18 protein-coding genes are annotated in these 16485 nt (G+C 38.7%); all 18 read right to left on the bottom strand.

Features of this window, described 5'->3' with window-relative positions:
• Positions 1–8: 8 nt before the first annotated feature.
• The 18 genes from MHH37_RS04645 to MHH37_RS04560 all read right to left on the bottom strand — a co-directional run bounded on the left by MHH37_RS04645 (position 9) and on the right by MHH37_RS04560 (position 16444).
• Complete coding sequence (locus MHH37_RS04645) at positions 9–797, bottom strand: RNA-binding protein (RefSeq protein WP_342575230.1); 789 nt, start codon at positions 795–797, stop codon at positions 9–11.
• Positions 798–996: 199 nt separating this feature from the next.
• Positions 997–1257, bottom strand: coding sequence for a YggT family protein (locus MHH37_RS04640; RefSeq protein WP_008403383.1), 261 nt, complete (start codon positions 1255–1257; stop codon positions 997–999).
• 22 nt (positions 1258–1279) lie between these two features.
• Entirely contained in the window at positions 1280–1816 is a 537-nt protein-coding gene (locus MHH37_RS04635; protein ID WP_008403385.1) for a cell division protein SepF, read from the bottom strand.
• A gap of 11 nt (positions 1817–1827) precedes the next feature.
• Positions 1828–2496, bottom strand: coding sequence for a YggS family pyridoxal phosphate-dependent enzyme (locus MHH37_RS04630; RefSeq protein ID WP_342575229.1), 669 nt, complete (start codon positions 2494–2496; stop codon positions 1828–1830).
• A 75-nt stretch (positions 2497–2571) separates the two neighbouring features.
• A complete protein-coding gene (locus tag MHH37_RS04625) occupies positions 2572–2811 on the bottom strand; it encodes a YlmC/YmxH family sporulation protein (protein WP_008403387.1) in 240 nt (79 codons plus the stop codon).
• A 121-nt stretch (positions 2812–2932) separates the two neighbouring features.
• Positions 2933–3703, bottom strand: a complete 771-nt coding sequence (sigG, locus tag MHH37_RS04620) for an RNA polymerase sporulation sigma factor SigG (RefSeq protein ID WP_008403388.1) — start codon at positions 3701–3703, stop codon at positions 2933–2935.
• Positions 3704–3793: 90 nt separating this feature from the next.
• Positions 3794–4504, bottom strand: a complete 711-nt coding sequence (gene sigE / locus MHH37_RS04615; RefSeq protein WP_008403389.1) for an RNA polymerase sporulation sigma factor SigE — start codon at positions 4502–4504, stop codon at positions 3794–3796.
• A 13-nt stretch (positions 4505–4517) separates the two neighbouring features.
• Positions 4518–5339, bottom strand: coding sequence for a sigma-E processing peptidase SpoIIGA (locus MHH37_RS04610; protein ID WP_008403390.1), 822 nt, complete (start codon positions 5337–5339; stop codon positions 4518–4520).
• 317 nt (positions 5340–5656) lie between these two features.
• Complete coding sequence (ftsZ, locus tag MHH37_RS04605; RefSeq protein WP_008403391.1) at positions 5657–6820, bottom strand: cell division protein FtsZ; 1164 nt, start codon at positions 6818–6820, stop codon at positions 5657–5659.
• 39 nt (positions 6821–6859) lie between these two features.
• Positions 6860–8155 (bottom strand): cell division protein FtsA, encoded by a 1296-nt coding sequence (ftsA, locus tag MHH37_RS04600; RefSeq protein WP_008403392.1) that lies wholly within the window; start codon positions 8153–8155, stop codon positions 6860–6862.
• 102 nt (positions 8156–8257) lie between these two features.
• Complete coding sequence (locus MHH37_RS04595; protein ID WP_087615474.1) at positions 8258–8623, bottom strand: small basic family protein; 366 nt, start codon at positions 8621–8623, stop codon at positions 8258–8260.
• Between the two features lie 14 nt (positions 8624–8637).
• Positions 8638–9345, bottom strand: coding sequence for a DUF881 domain-containing protein (locus MHH37_RS04590; RefSeq protein ID WP_342575225.1), 708 nt, complete (start codon positions 9343–9345; stop codon positions 8638–8640).
• A gap of 23 nt (positions 9346–9368) precedes the next feature.
• Positions 9369–10109, bottom strand: a complete 741-nt coding sequence (locus tag MHH37_RS04585; RefSeq protein WP_342575223.1) for a DUF881 domain-containing protein — start codon at positions 10107–10109, stop codon at positions 9369–9371.
• Entirely contained in the window at positions 10090–10956 is an 867-nt protein-coding gene (locus tag MHH37_RS04580) for an FtsQ-type POTRA domain-containing protein (protein WP_342575221.1), read from the bottom strand. Before MHH37_RS04580 ends, MHH37_RS04585 begins: the two co-directional genes overlap by 20 nt.
• Positions 10957–10961: 5 nt before the next feature.
• Positions 10962–12020 (bottom strand): putative peptidoglycan glycosyltransferase FtsW, encoded by a 1059-nt coding sequence (locus MHH37_RS04575; protein WP_008403397.1) that lies wholly within the window; start codon positions 12018–12020, stop codon positions 10962–10964.
• Positions 12021–12062: 42 nt separating this feature from the next.
• Complete coding sequence (gene murD, locus MHH37_RS04570) at positions 12063–13415, bottom strand: UDP-N-acetylmuramoyl-L-alanine--D-glutamate ligase (RefSeq protein WP_014824541.1); 1353 nt, start codon at positions 13413–13415, stop codon at positions 12063–12065.
• Positions 13412–14386 carry a phospho-N-acetylmuramoyl-pentapeptide-transferase gene (gene mraY / locus MHH37_RS04565; protein WP_342575220.1) on the bottom strand — a complete coding sequence of 325 codons (975 nt, stop codon included), beginning with the start codon at positions 14384–14386 and terminating at the stop codon, positions 13412–13414. Before mraY ends, murD begins: the two co-directional genes overlap by 4 nt.
• Before the next feature lie 141 nt (positions 14387–14527).
• Positions 14528–16444 carry a penicillin-binding transpeptidase domain-containing protein gene (locus MHH37_RS04560; protein ID WP_340797980.1) on the bottom strand — a complete coding sequence of 639 codons (1917 nt, stop codon included), beginning with the start codon at positions 16442–16444 and terminating at the stop codon, positions 14528–14530.
• Between the last annotated feature and the right edge of the window lie 41 nt (positions 16445–16485).

Here is a 16485-nt window from a genome sequence, read left to right as displayed (position 1 = left end):
GTTGAAAATTATACTTTTTGCTCTAAACGACCTACTTGTAATCGAATCTTATCTTTTTTTGTCCGGCCTTCTGTCAGGATAACTTTCAACCGCCCGTATCCTCGCGCAGAAATAATGTCGCCCTCCTGCAATTCAAACGCCACTGCTTCCCTAACAGTCCAGTTAACTTTTACTTTTCCGGCATTGATTAAGCTTTGTGATTTTTGACGGGAGATATTAACGATTGTCGCTAAGACGACATCCAGGCGCATTGAAGAAACGGTATGAGAGCTTTCGACCCATTGCTCCTCGTTTTGAATAAATGGTGTAGTCGGATCCATTTCCTCAGCACTTACCTTTACTTTGCCGATACTCGTTAAATTCGCCCGCACATAATCCGAGATTTCCGATGCAATTGCAAATTGAACTGTATTATCGGCAAGTCGGATATCCCCAAACTTGCTTCGGTCTAGCCCAATCGATAATAATGCACCTAAAACATCCGGATGGCGCAGCTGGACAAATTTCGTCGGGTAAATCAATGAATACACGGCAATTTGAAAATCGGCTTCTGCCGGCTCGTAATAGGAAGGGGCAATGAGCATGCGTTTGCGCTCTGCCTCTTCAAATATCCCTTCTGTGAATACATGGAGGTCATCTGATTGCTGAACAATGGACTCTACAATAAAACGCTGTCTCGGATCTAAAAAATCGGTCAATTTTGGAGCATAGCGATCTTCTACCTCACGTTGCCATCCAATGACTTGTTCAATAAAAGGTTGTTCATCTTTACGAAAATGTTGGATTAAATGCTCCATCACAATTCCTACTTTCTTCTAAACTGTGTTACTAATTTCTCCATATTTCAATTAAATTAAACTTTTATTTTATGTATAAATAACCTGCATTTTAATGCTGTTATGCATACAGATCCGTTAATTATTAATAACCTTAATCCATAACAACTAAACAAACGTAAATAAAGAAAACTCCTACATTTGCAGGAGTTCAATTATATTATAAGAAAAATGCTAGGACGCTATAGACGCCTCGCTCGATAAATACTAACGCGAATAACCCAACAATTGGTGAAATATCAATCATACCAATCGGTGGAATGAACTTACGGAAGAATCCTAAATACGGTTCACATACTGTTTCCAGGAAACGACCAACAGCCGATTCTTGCAGTGCCGGAACCCAAGACATTAATATGTATCCAATCAGCATAAAACGGTAAACAAGAAATGCTGTTGATACAATTGAAAATAGAATCATGTTTTTACCTCACAAAATTTAATTACTCGAACGTTAAATTAGAAATTTCTCCTGATACTTCTACATTTTCTGGTGTACATAAGAAAATATCATTTCCAATACGCTGAATATCTCCACCTAAAGCATACACTGTTCCGCTCAAAAAATCGATTATTCGCTTCCCTTGATCTCGGTCGATACGCTGTAAATTGACAACGGTAGCACGTTTATTTTTTAAATGTTCAGCGATATCCTGTGCTTCTGCATATACACGTGGTTCTAATAACACTAATTTTGAATTCTTCGATGAAGACGCAGCTTGAAGGCTCACAACATTGTTATGATTTTGCATCACGACTTCATTGCGTGGTGGTTGCTGTTGCATTTTACGCTCCTTCTTCATTCGATTTTGAATGAGTTGTGGTTGCTGCTTTTGTCCATAATCCTGGTAAAATTGCTGTGGTTCATTTTGAACTGCTTTTGGTGCTTGTTTTTGCGCTGTTTGCGTTTGGGCAGGAGCATATTCTTCTTCTATTTCTTCTAAATAAAAGAACTTGTCAAAAATATTTTTAATGCTCATATTAATCCTCCTTAACCAACAAGAGCTGTTCCAATTCTAACAAATGTTGCCCCTTCTTCAACTGCAATTTCGTAGTCATTTGACATGCCCATCGATAATTCAGTACAAGGTACATTTGGAATATTCAATTGTGACACTTCTTGTTGCAATTGTTTTAACTGTTTAAACACTTGTCTAATCATCGTTTCATCTTCTGTAAAAGGAGCCATTGTCATTAAACCTACTACTTCAATTTTTGGAAATTGCTCAAGCTGCTTTACAAAATCAAGCGCTTGTTCTCTCGTTAAGCCATGTTTTGATTCTTCACCGGAAACATTTACTTGTACGAAACATTTCACTCGTTTTGTTGCTCTTTTTTCAATTTCTTCTGCCAGGCTTAATCGATCAAGAGAATGTAAATAGTCAATCTGATCAATTACTTGCTTTACTTTTCTCGTCTGTAATGAACCAATATAATGCCAGGAAACAGCCGAGTTAATCGAATCTAGCTTATTTAATAAACCTTCCGGACGATTTTCTCCTAAATGGATGAGACCCGCCTCTATTGCCTCATCTGTCCGGTTAACATCTACTTCTTTAGTCACAGCAATAATTTCGACTGTCTGTTGTGCATTAACACGTTGTTTTGCAATTTCTATTTGATGTTGAATCTGTTTTAAGTTTTCTATGATTTTCGTCACTTTTTTCCCAACTTTACAACAATAGTTTCTCTCATTGTATCAAGTGATAGTTTAATTTTCAATGAATAGCGTGAACTATTCATCGGGTGACTTCACTAAGATGACATCTTTTCCGACTGTGAGTATATTACTAAAGTGAATTTTCTTAACTAATTCTTCCCCTTGAAATAAGTGGTAAAACTTTTTGGGCGGGGAAATTATAAATGCAGTAATGGCACCTTCTTTTTCGTCCACTTCCGCATCTACAATATAACCGATAAATTTTCCGCTTGTCGCCTCAATGATTTCCTTTTCCTGAACGGATGAAAACCGCATTCCTCCATCCTCTCTGTATCATTTAATTACAATTACCTCATTACAAGTATTTAAACATCATGAAATTATGATGAAAGGGACAGCCCTACGTGTTGGACAGTCCCTCAGAATTTCTATCTATTTAACGGAAATCCCGTTTCATCAATTCTACCGCACTCTTTTCCAATCTTGATATCTGAGCCTGTGAAATACCTAAAGACTGAGCAATTTCCGTTTGAGTTTCACCTAGGAAAAAGCGCTTTTCTATAATCATTTTTTGTCTGCTATTTAGCTTTTTCATACTCTCTTGCAATGAAATCGAGCCGACCCAATGCTCTTCTGTTACTTTATCTTTAATTTGGTCAATCATAAAGATTGCATCGCCACCATCGGAATAGATCGGTTCCTGCAGTGACATCGGGTCTTGAATTGCATCAAGTGCAAACAATACATCCTCTTTTTTCATCTCTATTGCCTGTGCCAATTGTTCGATTGTGGGTTCTGTTAAATGTTCCGCAATAAATTGCTCCTTCGCTTTCATCGCTTTATATGCAATATCACGCAATGAACGAGACACACGCAATGCATGATGATCGCGCAGGTGGCGGCGGATTTCTCCCATAATCATCGGTACAGCATATGTTGAAAATCGAACATTATGCTTTAAATCAAAATTATCAATCGCTTTTAATAAACCAATACATCCTACTTGGAATAAATCATCTGCCTGTTCGCCACGATAGGCATAACGGCCGACAATACTGAGCACTAATCGTAAATTGCAGAAAACTAGCTGCTCTCGAACAATCCATTCTCCTTGCTGTAATCGTATAAATAAATCTTTCATTTCATCTGGCTTCAGTACTGGTAATGTAGATGTATCCACACCACATAATTCGACTTTTGTACGCATCCAACTTCACCTTCCGAACTAGATTGTCTTTTGTCTTTTCAATCATTTTGTCCGAAATGGTCGTCGCTATGCGCGCCAAATTTAACCATCTTATGCAATTGGTTCGTTCAAGAATTCACGTAAATCCATAATAATTTTTTTCTCCAATCTTGAAATATAAGATTGTGAAATACCTAAATGGTCCGCTACTTCCTTTTGAGTCATTTCTTCTTTTCCGTTTAGACCAAAACGACATTCCATAATATATTTTTCACGAGGTGTCAGCTGATTAATGGCATTAAACATATGCTGACGTTCAATTTTACGTTCCACATCAAGTGTTATTATATGTTCTTCTGTCCCTAATATGTCTGAAAGTAATAGTTCATTGCCGTCTGCATCCGCATTTAACGGTTCATCAAAGGAAACCTCGCCTTTCATGCGGCTCGTCTTTCGTAAATGCATCAGTATTTCATTTTCAATACAGCGTGATGCATATGTCGCTAATTTAATGTTTTTATCCAAATTGAATGTTTCAATCGCTTTAATAAGGCCAATTGAACCGATGCTGATTAAATCCTCAATCGGCGTGCTTGTATTATCAAAACGTCTTGCAATATAAACGACTAAACGTAAATTTCTTTCAATTAACATATCTCTGGCATGCAAGTCACCATTCATAAATGCTTCGACTACGACAACTTCTTCTTCTCTAGTTAATGGAATAGGCAATGAATCATGTCCCCCTATATAGTATGTCCCTTTTTTTCTTCTAAAGTAGCTTAGTATGTTTACAATTATCGATTGAATTTTTTTAAGCAATATCGATCCTCCCTTATGAATTCGTTAGGACAAACACATGTGCAATCATTTGTGCATTTTGCGGAAATCGCGCATCATTTTTCGTAAATACAACATAGTGATTTGGATACGTCTTATTCTGAATGACAATTGTGGCACGAAAGGCCGGTACGAGTAATGTGCCTTTTTGGACCGTTGTAATAGGAACAATACGTATTCTTTTCTGTATTTCCTTTGAAAACATTGTCAATGAGTAAGGCTCCTGCTCATTCCATTTGAGCAGACATTCACTAAATTCATCTGGTAACATCGATTGAACTGATTTAAACGATATAAAATGGACCGGTGCCTGACTCAAAGGTTCAGTAGCTTCATTTCCGGTATCGATATATGTTACGAGCTCCATTTGATGTTCAAATAGTTCTACTTTGCTTGTCGTTACATAACGACTTTGTGCAACATTCTGCAGTTTTTGAAACCAGCCTTGTTTCATCACTGTCAAACTAATACATACTATGCCGAAACATATAAAAATATAAACGAAAAACGGAGATGCAAGCAAAAATGGTTGAATTGCTGTTATTAATCCACCTGCGAGCAAAGTAGCGACTACAATCCACTTCCCTTGTTCGCGAAAAATTTTCCATTTAAATGAAAAGGCAATCCCTAGTAGTACGATGAAACTTACAAGCAACATGAATATGTTTCCTATAAATAACACAGCAATCAGCGCACTACAAAAGGCACCTAATAGTAATCTCCAAATTGGAATGATGGTATATGTTATAGTTGCGGTAAATTTTAGTAGTACGAGATTCATTAAAAAGTTCATTAAAAGAATCCACTCTGCATACATGTATTGTCCTCCTGTAAATAAGATTATCAAAGCTCCCTAGAGATATTTGTCTAACCGTTGCATAAATTTGGAAGAATCGTATGACATATAGTTACGCTATTCAAATCCAATCGACAAAAAGTTGGTGGCAGGAAAGTTAAGGTGTAACAAGGGGATATGAGGAAGTTCCAATAAGATGCACAAAATTTATTCAGCTCTTTTCACTCCAATACATGCATAAAGCAACACATTTCTTAAGAATCTCTTAAACTAAAAAAAAACGATTATTCACATAAAAATGTAAATAATCGTTTTTCATATTATGAAAACTTGTACTATTAGCGATTGCGACGATTGCGTAAAAATGTCGGAATATCCAATGCATCGTCCTGCTGATAGTTTGTTTGTTGTGTTTGACGTGGCGCTTCTTGCTGCACTGGATCTTGTGAACGTACAGGCTGCTGTTGTTGCTGTTGAGTTGAGCTTGTTGCAGCTTGTTGACGAGCACCGATTGATGGACGTACAGGCTGTGGCTTTTGAATAATAAAGTCATCCGAGAAACCTGTTGCAATTACCGTTACGATAATTTCATCATTTAAGTTATCGTTAATTACCGAACCGAAGATCATATTTACTTCTTCATCTGAAGCAAGCTGTACAATATCGGCCGCTTCCTGAACTTCAAATAAACTTAAGTTCGTTCCGCCTGTAATGTTCATAATAACACCTTTTGCTCCATCGATAGATGTTTCCAGTAATGGAGAAGAAATTGCCTTTTTAGCTGCTTCTACTGCACGGTTTTCACCTGCTGCAATCCCGATACCCATTAATGCAGAACCTTTATCGGACATAATTGTTTTTACATCGGCAAAGTCCAGGTTAATTAAACCAGGTGTTGCGATTAAGTCAGATATACCTTGTACACCTTGACGCAATACATTGTCGGCTTCACGGAACGCTTCAAGCATCGGTGTTGATTTATCTACAATTTGCAGTAACTTATCATTTGGAATAACGATTAAAGTATCAACCGCTTCCTTCATTGAAGTAATACCGCCGATTGCCTGAGTTTGACGTTTACGGCCTTCAAATGTAAACGGACGTGTTACAACACCTACTGTCAATGCACCTAAATCACGTGCGATTGAAGCGATTACCGGTGCTGCACCTGTACCAGTACCACCGCCCATACCGGCAGTTACGAATACCATATCGGCACCACGTAATACTTCTTCCAATTGTTCGCGACTTTCTTCAGCAGCTTTTTTTCCTACTTCAGGGTTTGCCCCTGCACCAAGTCCACGTGTTAATTTACCGCCAATTTGTAGTTTATATTCAGCTTTTGATAGATTTAAAGCTTGCGCATCTGTATTAACAGCGATAAAGTCTACACCTTGTACACCATGTTCAATCATACGGTTTACGGCATTGTTACCGCCTCCGCCAACGCCGATTACTTTAATAACGGCTAATTGTTCAACATCCGTTTCAAATTCTAACATCTCTTCTCCTCCTAATTGTTCACGTCATTCATTTTCGTATTAATCGAAAAATTTGTTTAATAAGTTTTTCGCGCGATCAATCACACTTACTTTATTTGCGCTTTCTACTCTCTCCGGCACATTTGATTGTTTTTTAGAAGGAGTTGGTTGAGTAGGATAAGGTGCTGCATATGAAGAAGCTGGTACCGGCTCGCTTCTTCCGTAAAATTCGTCTTCTGCATTTGCATAGCGAATTAAACCTACCGACGTTGTAAAGGCCGGTTCACGTACACCGATGTAATCGGGTGTATAAATGCGAACACGCGTTAACATTACTTGTCGCGCCAGCTGGGCAATTCCTTCCAGCTGTGCTACCCCGCCAGAAATGACGACACCACCTGGTAAATCCTGTACCCCCATACGTGCTAGTTCATCCAATACTAATTCAAATAACTCTTCTAAACGTACTCCGATAATTTCTGATATGAAGCGTTGACTGTATTGATCTGTTGTATCAGTACCAACAACAGGAACGTCAAATGTTTGTTCATCGGAAGCATCATCGTAAAAGGCATGTCCATACTGCTTTTTGATTTTTTCGGCTTGTTCAGTCGGTGTTTTTAATACGATCGATAAATCTTTCGTAATATGATCTCCGCCTACCGGGATCACAGCTGTATTTGTCAGCAGTCCATCTTTGAATACCGCAACAGTTGTCGAGCCGCCGCCTAAATCGATATAAGCAGTTCCTTGATTTTTTTCATCTTCCGTCAGCGCAAAATTACCTGCTGCTAATGGTTGTAGATAAATCTCACGAATTTGCAAGCCTGCACGTTCTACACATCTTAAAACATTATGTACAAGCGTCTTGGATGTCGTAATCATTGTCGCATCCATCTCTAAACGAATGCCAATCATACCACGCGGGTCTTTAATCTCATCTAGGTTGTCCACGATAAATTGTTTAGGTATTAAATTTACTAACTCTCGCTCTGGTGGAATCGACATTACCTGTGCAGAGTCTATTACTCTAGCTAAATCATCATCCGTGATTTCCCGGTCTTCACCGTTTACCGCTACAACCCCTTTGACAGGTTGTAAAACTGTCTGGTTTGCAGGAACTCCAAGCACCACTTCTTCTATATTAATACCAGTCATTCGCTCTGCTTGATCTACAGCTTTTTTTATGGACTGTACAGTTGCATCTATATCAACTATTGCACCTTTTCTTATCCCTGTTGATTTCACATGACCTACACCAATTACGTGCAATTGATCACCGTTCATTTCTCCGATCAGGACCTTTATTGAAGATGATCCAATATCGAGAGAAACATAAATTTCTTGATGATTCAACTTTCTGCACCTCCTTCGATTACTCCTATAGTTCATTCTATTGTAAATTTCGTTGATTGTCTAAGTAAAACGATAAATTGTAATGATATTTTAACGTGATTGTTAAGAGTTTTCCTCCTTTTTCAATCTACTGTTCTCATATTTTGTCAATAATAGCCGACGAATGACTGCGATATTTTGAAACAGTCGAACTCCGAATGCAAAAATAGCGGCTAAATACAGATCGACCCCTATATGGACACCGAGAAAAGCCAGTCCCGCTGCTAAAATTATATTAAAGAAAAATCCGGAAATAAATACTTTGTCATCGTAAACTTGTTGCAATAACGCACGGATACCGCCGACCATTGTATCGAGAGCCGCCAGCACAGCAATGGATAAATAGTTTTCATAAACAGATGGAATTTGAATATCTGTTAAAATTCCTAATACCACACCTAATATTAGACCTAAAAGTGGTAACCACATATTCGCATCCCCTTCTACTTTTCTGATAAATACTTAATTCTTGGTACAGATGCAACTGAATCAATTTGTATATTCTGCTCTGCTTCATGAATCGTCAATACTAGATTATCAATATAAAACTCATCCTGGAATGAAGATGCAAGCAAATGGTTTTTCATTTTTTCGGCTTGCTCATACGTAAACGTAATAATATTTATTTCGATATCAGTATTTTGAATCGGTTCACTATTGATCGTCGTTTTTCCATTAATATCGCGAATGGCCGAATTGTAGCTTAAACGTTTGTCATCCACTTCAATCGCCCGGGCATTATAGCGATTTAAATCATTTATCAGCCGAATTAACAGTTCGGGGGATACAGGCTTTATTTCATAGCCTAACCCCATTAATTCGGGCGAAGCGCCAACTGTTAATGTTAACCCCGGCCCTTCAACTGGCAAGATTCCTGCACGTTCTTTTAGTTGATCAACTGTTTGCTGCAATAGTACTTCCGGATTATCAAATTCTGCATCCTCATATTTACTTACTGTTTCGGACAATTCGCTTATTGCGGTAAGCATTTCGGAATGCCGCTCCTGTTCCTCAGATAATTGCTGACGAATTTCCCAAATATCGACTGTCGTTCTTTCAGTCGGATTTTGAACAGTGTTGTACTGCACTGCGAGCATAAAGCCGATGATGAACGAGATAATTGTAATATTACGGTACATTTTTTTCGTCATCATCTTCCCTCCGATCTTATGCCTTATTCATCGCTGACTGTTTTCATTTCAATTAAATCGTTTGTTTCCAATGTAACGACAATTTGTTCATTTAATAATTGGTCAAATACTCCCCCTGTTAATTCTAACGAAGAAATAAGTACATCCTGATTACCTATCGCCTCGATTACAAATGGTGCAGGGTACTGTTGTCCATCAATTGTAATGACAGGACCGTTACAGACAATGTAGGAGTTTGGTTTCAAACGTTGCCCGTTAATCGAAATTGCCTCGGCACCTGCAATTTTTAATTCATTTAATACTTTAAATATGTGACTTTCATGCACAATATACTCATTTGGGTTGGTCGTCTTCGGATTATAATCACCATCTTGCAGTGTTATTGTGATCCCTTGTCCAATTCCATCTGTTAGTCCTAATAACAGCCGCAATTGTTCAGCATCTTGACGGTTCTGTTCATATTGCGTTTCGTTCGAAGAAAACTGCTTTTCATACATCCGAATTTTCTCCTCTAATTGGGCCAACTCATCTGCAAGCTCTTTGTTTCTTTCCTGTTTTCCAGTCAAATCTTCCATGTACTGATTTTCCTGTTCAAACTGGGGAGAGGCCGAACTTAATGTACGCTTGTCCTTTGATAAATTATAGGAAAAGCCGATAATAAATCCTGTGATTACGCATACAATTAGTATAGCGCCATACTTTTTCGAAATTAAGGTTGATTTTTTCTTCGGCTGCCTGCTGTTATCATTCTGGCTCTTCTTCATTTTGTTCTTCCAGTTGCCCCCCTTCCTCAGTATCCGCATTTTCTGTTTCTTCTGCAGGCTCTTCAGTTTTTTCAGTGTTTTCTTTTATGAGTGTATATTCATCTGAAAAAGGTCGGTAATATGAACCAACTTCAATATCTACAATCCCTTTTTCAGAAACGTCCTCGCTTTCAATTTGGGCGATAATTGATGGATAGTAGTTTAATTTTTCTGCTAAAGTATTCGCATCAGCGCGTACTTCATAGCCATCATTCATGAAAAGCGTAATTGAATACGGGTCCGCTTCTGTAGGATTTGCATTAATTTGTGAAATGAGCGACAGCACTTCCGGCTTTAGATTCGCAAGTTCCTTTAAAAGCTTTTTACGAAGTGTCTCATTTTCAAAGTCCCGAAAAATCGGTGCATCGATCGGGACAATTTCATTGGATTCTTCAAAAACAATGCCATTATCGAGCATAGGGTAAAATTCCCCGTCTTGTGAAATATATGCCACTTTTTGCCATTCCTCTACTGTAATTTGAACTTCATTTAGGAATTTCCTTTCGACAGTAACGGATTTTACCCATTCATGCTGTGCAATTGCCTGCTCCACTTCCGAAATTTTAAAGCCCCATAACGAATCATTGATTTTTAGATTTGACTGATCGATGTAATACGTATCTTCCTTAAGGGCTGCCCCTTTAATATCAATTTTCTTTATATCACTATAAGGTAATTGAAAATAAAGAAGGATGATAATGATAAAAAGAAAAATCGTCACTAGTGCTAAAAATTTAAAATTTGTACGGCGTCTTCTGCGTTTTTTCATAGCGGGTACTCGTTCTGTAATATCGATTACTTTTTCCATTATCCCTACTCCTTCCTTCTTTCATAAGAGAAATTTAAAATAAGGGCTACTGTTACCCAGACAACTACCAGCGATGTTCCGCCATAGCTTATAAATGGCAGTGTTACACCGGTTACTGGCAATAAATTAATAACTACCCCTATATTCAGTGCTGCCTGTACTGCAATCATCGTTGTAAGTCCACATATCGCATAAAAATGAAATACATGCTTACATTGTAATGCCAAACGATAGCCAAGAATTAAAAAGCACGCAAAAATAAGCAGCAGTCCCATTCCACCGACAAGTCCGATTTCTTCTAAAATAATTGCAAAGATAAAATCGTTCTGCGGTTCCGGTAAGTATAAATACTTTTGTCTACTTTTTAATAATCCATGTCCAAACAAGCCAGCCGGACCTATCGCAAATAAAGATTGTACTGCCTGGAAGCCACTTCCTAGCGGGTCTGCCCAAGGATTGATAAATGCTTCGATTCGTTTAAGACGATATGGAGCCGCAATAATTAACCCTGCAAGACCGCCAATTCCTAACGTGATAAGGACTACATATAAACGCAACGGATATTGTGCAATAAATAATATAATTAAAACAACTACAACTAAAATAAAGACAGCACCGAAATCAGGCTGAAGCATAATTAAGGCTGCGGGAAGAATCAAAATGAGAAAATGCTTCACTTGAACAATGCGCTCATACGATTTCCGCTCTGTTAATAATGCACTAATATAAATAATTGTCGTAACTTTCGCAATTTCAGCCGGTTGTATCGTTAAAGGACCGATTCCGATCCAACTTTGCGAACCGTTTCGGACAATCCCGATACCCGGAATAAGTACAGCAACAAGTAAACCAAGTGAGATGATATAAAAAATTTTCCACACTTTCGGTTGCTGTAAAAACTCCCAGTTCATAATTGCTGCACAAATGATAAGTGCAATGATGAAATAGATTGCCTGCTTCAGGTAAAACGGGGTTTGTCCATCATAGTGAACATTCCCCCAATATGTACCTGCAGAAAAAATAAAGAGAATGCCAATAAGCGACAATACAATCGCACTGATCATGAAATACTGTTGATTTTTTTGCGACAGTGTAACTATCCTTTCTTATGAAAGTTTCATGACACGATCAATAAATAAGTCGCCTCGAATTTCAAAGCTCGCATGTTGATCCCAGCTTGCACATGCCGGTGACAGTAAAATAATGTCACCTTCTTCCGACATTTTTGCTCCGTAACCGACTGCATCTTCAACATCAATTGCACGCACAATATTCGTAATGCCACATGATTTTGCAAATTCGATAAAGCGAAGTGCAGTCTCGCCAAACGCGACAACTGCTTTTACACGTGTCATTTCTTTACGAAGTTCTTCAAACGAATGCCCGCGATCCAATCCGCCGGCCAATAATACGATCGGTTGTTCAAATGCAGCCAAGGCACTTTTCGTTGCCAGTACATTAGTTGCTTTTGAATCATTGTAGATTTTACGTCCTTGCCATTCACGGACAAACTGCGTACGGTGACGTACCCCTGCAAATGTTCCTAAAACTTCTTCAATCGCTTCAACGGGACATTGCTGCAGTAGCGCCGCTGCCACAGCACATAAAATATTCTCTAAATTATGCTCTCCAGGCAATACAATATTATCACGTTTTAAGATTGCATCGCCTTGCCAATAAATGTTTTCTTTATCTGCACTGATTCCCTCATTTGCATGACCTTTTGTCGTAAATGGAATGAGTTTTGCCTTTGATTTTTGAGCATATTTTGCGACAACTTCCTGATCGGCATTATAGATAAAATAATCGTCAGCTGTTTGGTTGCGTGTGACACCAAATTTAGCCTCCGCATATTCTTCAAACGTTCCATGGTAATCTAAATGGGCTTCATACAGATTTGTCAAAATTGCAATATGGGGTCTAAATTCACGCGTCCCCATTAACTGGAACGATGATAATTCCGTAACGATGACTTCATCTGCTTTTGCTTCTGCTGCAACACCACAAGCAACGGTTCCAATATTCCCGGCGATTAATGGTTTTAAACGGCCGACTTTAAGCATTTCAAAAAGTAAAGTTGTCGTTGTTGTTTTACCATTCGAACCGGTAATACCGATAAATGGCGCTTCACTTACTAAATAGGCAAGTTCTATTTCTGTAATAACAGGTAGACCTTTTGCAATCGCATCGGCAACGATTGGATTTGTGTATGGAATGCCGGGGTTTTTTACGACAAGCTCAAAACCTTCGTCAAGTAAATCTTCTGGATGTCGTCCACAAATTACGGTAATTCCTTTCGATAAAAGCTCCTGTGCTTCAGAATTTGCATCAAATGGTTTTGCATCATTGACTGTTACAAATGCACCCAACCGATGCAAAAGCTCGGCAGCCGCTACACCACTTTTCGCCAATCCTAAAACGAGTACTTTTTTAGCTTGTAATCTTTCATATTCCATCATAATAACGCCTCCGCTAATACTGCTATAAGTGCTACGATACATCCAGTTGACCAAAATACAAGTACGACTTTCCATTCTGACCAGCCCGATAATTCAAAATGGTGGTGAATCGGACTCATTTTGAATATACGTTTTTTACGCAGTTTATAGCTTCCTACTTGTAAAATAACGGATAATGTTTCAATAACAAATACAAGACCGATTAACAGTAACAGCAATTCTTGTTTTACCAATACCGAAATCATTGCCAATGCACCGCCAAGCGCAAGGGAACCTGTATCTCCCATAAACACTTTTGCCGGGTTTGCATTGAAGATCAAAAATCCTAGTAATGCACCAGTTACAGCAAATGCAAATAAGGCGATATCGGCTTGCTCGTTAAATAATGCAATAACACCGAATGCAGCAAATGCGATTGAAGCCGTTCCTGATACGAGTCCATCTAAGCCATCTGTTAAATTGACTGCATTTGAAAAACCTACTAGCCAGAAAATTAAAAACCCAACATATAGGATTCCTAAATCAATCGATACATCGGTATACGGAATTCCTAGAGATGTATCAAATGAACCTAAACGTAATAGTAAAAACGCTGCAATCGCAATTGCGATTTGACCTATTAATTTTTGAAGGGAAGTCAATCCTAAATTACGTTTAAAAATTACTTTCAGCCCATCATCTAAAAAGCCAATTACGCCAAATCCAACTAAAACAAGTAATAGTACTATCGTTTGTGTTGTAAACAAGTCGAAAATCATTGCGACTACAATTGTCGAAATAATAATGGCTAACAAGAAAATTAATCCACCCATTGTAGGTGTTCCTGCTTTTTTCATATGTGATTGAGGGCCTTCTTCACGTATGCTTTGCCCGAATTTCAATCGGCGTAAAAGAGGGATTCCTACTGGTGCTAAAATGACCGTTACTAAAAATGATGAAAAGAGTATGGTCAATGTTGTTGATAATGTCATAATATATCTCCTTTAAAACTTCTGTCTGAATATGGTGGAACGTTTGATTTTCAACGGTTACGACCTCTAGTTATTATTGTGAAAAAACGTCCTTCACTATAATAGTTGTTTTAGTTGCATTTTGAAAGATGGAAATTCAAATTAATTCCCTAAATATAAATGAACACTACCACTTTGGTGAATGAGGCTATCAGCTGACGGAACTTGCTGAATCACTTTATCACCTTCTCCGTGCCATTCGATTTTATAAGGATATAAGTGTGGAATTACTTCTTCTTTGGTCATTCCAATAAAGTTTGGAGTACGCTCCGTCAATTCATCGCCCCAAACGTAATTCCGTTCTATTTGATCTTTTTGCTTTTCGATATTGTACAGTGGTGCTGCATCTTCAATAATGCGGCCTACAATCGGTGCAGCGATAACACTTCCGAATTGCAATGAACTTTTTGGATTGTCAATCGCAACATAGACAATAATTTCCGGGTCATTGGCAGGTGCAAAACCGATAAACGATACAATGTAGTCTCCGTCTTTATAGCGACCGTTTTCAACCTTTTGAGCTGTCCCTGTTTTGCCTCCGATGCGTAAGCCGTCACGAAATGCCTGGCGACCAGAACCTTTCGCAACTACAAGCTCCAATGCATGACGTACTTTTTCCGAAGTCTCTTCACTGATGACCTGGGCTTTCGCTTCCGGATCTTGTTCCATAATGACTTCGTTTGTTTTGGAATCCAGTATTTTCGAGACCGTATATGGTGTATATAATGTACCGCCATTAATTGCTGCTGACACCGCCTGCATCTGCTGAATCGGCGTAACGGACACACCTTGACCAAAAGAGGTCGTAGCATGCTCTACCGGGCCAAATGCTTCTTTCGAAAATAAAATGCCTGATGATTCTCCAGCAATGTTCGAGCCTGTTTTTTTCCCGAACCCGAATTTATGAATATACTCAAGTAACTTTGTTGAACCTACTCGTTGCCCTAGCTCTACAAATCCTGGGTTACAGGAATTTTGTACAACTTCGTAAAATGTCTGGTCTTTATGGCCTTCCCGTTTCCAACAGCGTAATCGTGCTCCCTCGACCATTGTATAGCCATGATCATGAAAGTGTTCTTCCTCCATGTTGACTACACCTTCTTCAATAGCAGCACTGAGGGTAATAATTTTGAATGTGGAACCTGGCTCATAGGACATAAATACAGGAAGGTTGCGGTTATATATACTTGGCTCCACTTCCGAAAATTTCGTCGGATCATATGTCGGAAATGATGCAAGTGCCAGTATTTCACCACTGTTTGGATTCATGGCAATAGCCAATGCCTGATCTGCATCATACTCCAGCATCGCCTGCGATAATTCTCGCTCGACAATTTTCTGAAGCTTTAAATCAATTGTCAGCTGTATTGTCGCTCCATCTTTTCCGTCTTTCCATTCATCATCTACATGCTCCAATGCATTCCCCTTCGCATCAGTAAATAACCGAATGGCCGCATCCGAGCTTTTTAATAGTTCATCATACTCGTACTCGATTCCTGCCAAACCCTGGTTATCGGCACCTGTAAACCCTAAAAAGCGCGCGAGCAAATTACCGTGTGGATAAGACCTTACATAATCGACACCACTGTATAAGCCCGGAATTTGAAGCTGCTGAATTTTTTCCGCTTGCTCATAAGTAATGTTCTTTGCTTCTGGCGCAATTTTCACTAGAGATACCCGTTGCTGCAGTCTTTCCAATATTTTGGCTCGATCTTTATTGATTACGTTTGCAATGGCATCTGCTGCTTGTTCTTTATCTTCGTTTTGTGAAGGCATGAAGTACAAAGTCGGGGCAAGTTTATTCGTTACGATTACTTCGTTGTTACGGTCAGTAATTTCGCCTCGCTGTGTATGGAACGGAATTTCCCTGTCCCAATTTTCTTTTGCCTTCGTTGAAAGCTCATCATACTGAATAATTTGAACGGATACTAGTTTAACAAAAATCGCCACGCCGTATAGTACAAGTGCGATGGCGATCCATGTTAAACGTTTTTTAGATTTTGTAGTTACCCATTTCATAATATGACACCTCACCTAAAACAACGTATGTTAAAGATGAA

It is taken from the genome of Solibacillus sp. FSL K6-1781, from assembly GCF_038630735.1.
Lineage (GTDB): Bacteria > Bacillota > Bacilli > Bacillales_A > Planococcaceae > Solibacillus > Solibacillus silvestris.
The sequence above is the reverse complement of the archived record's forward strand: the minus strand, read 5'-3'. Positions and strand labels throughout refer to the sequence as shown.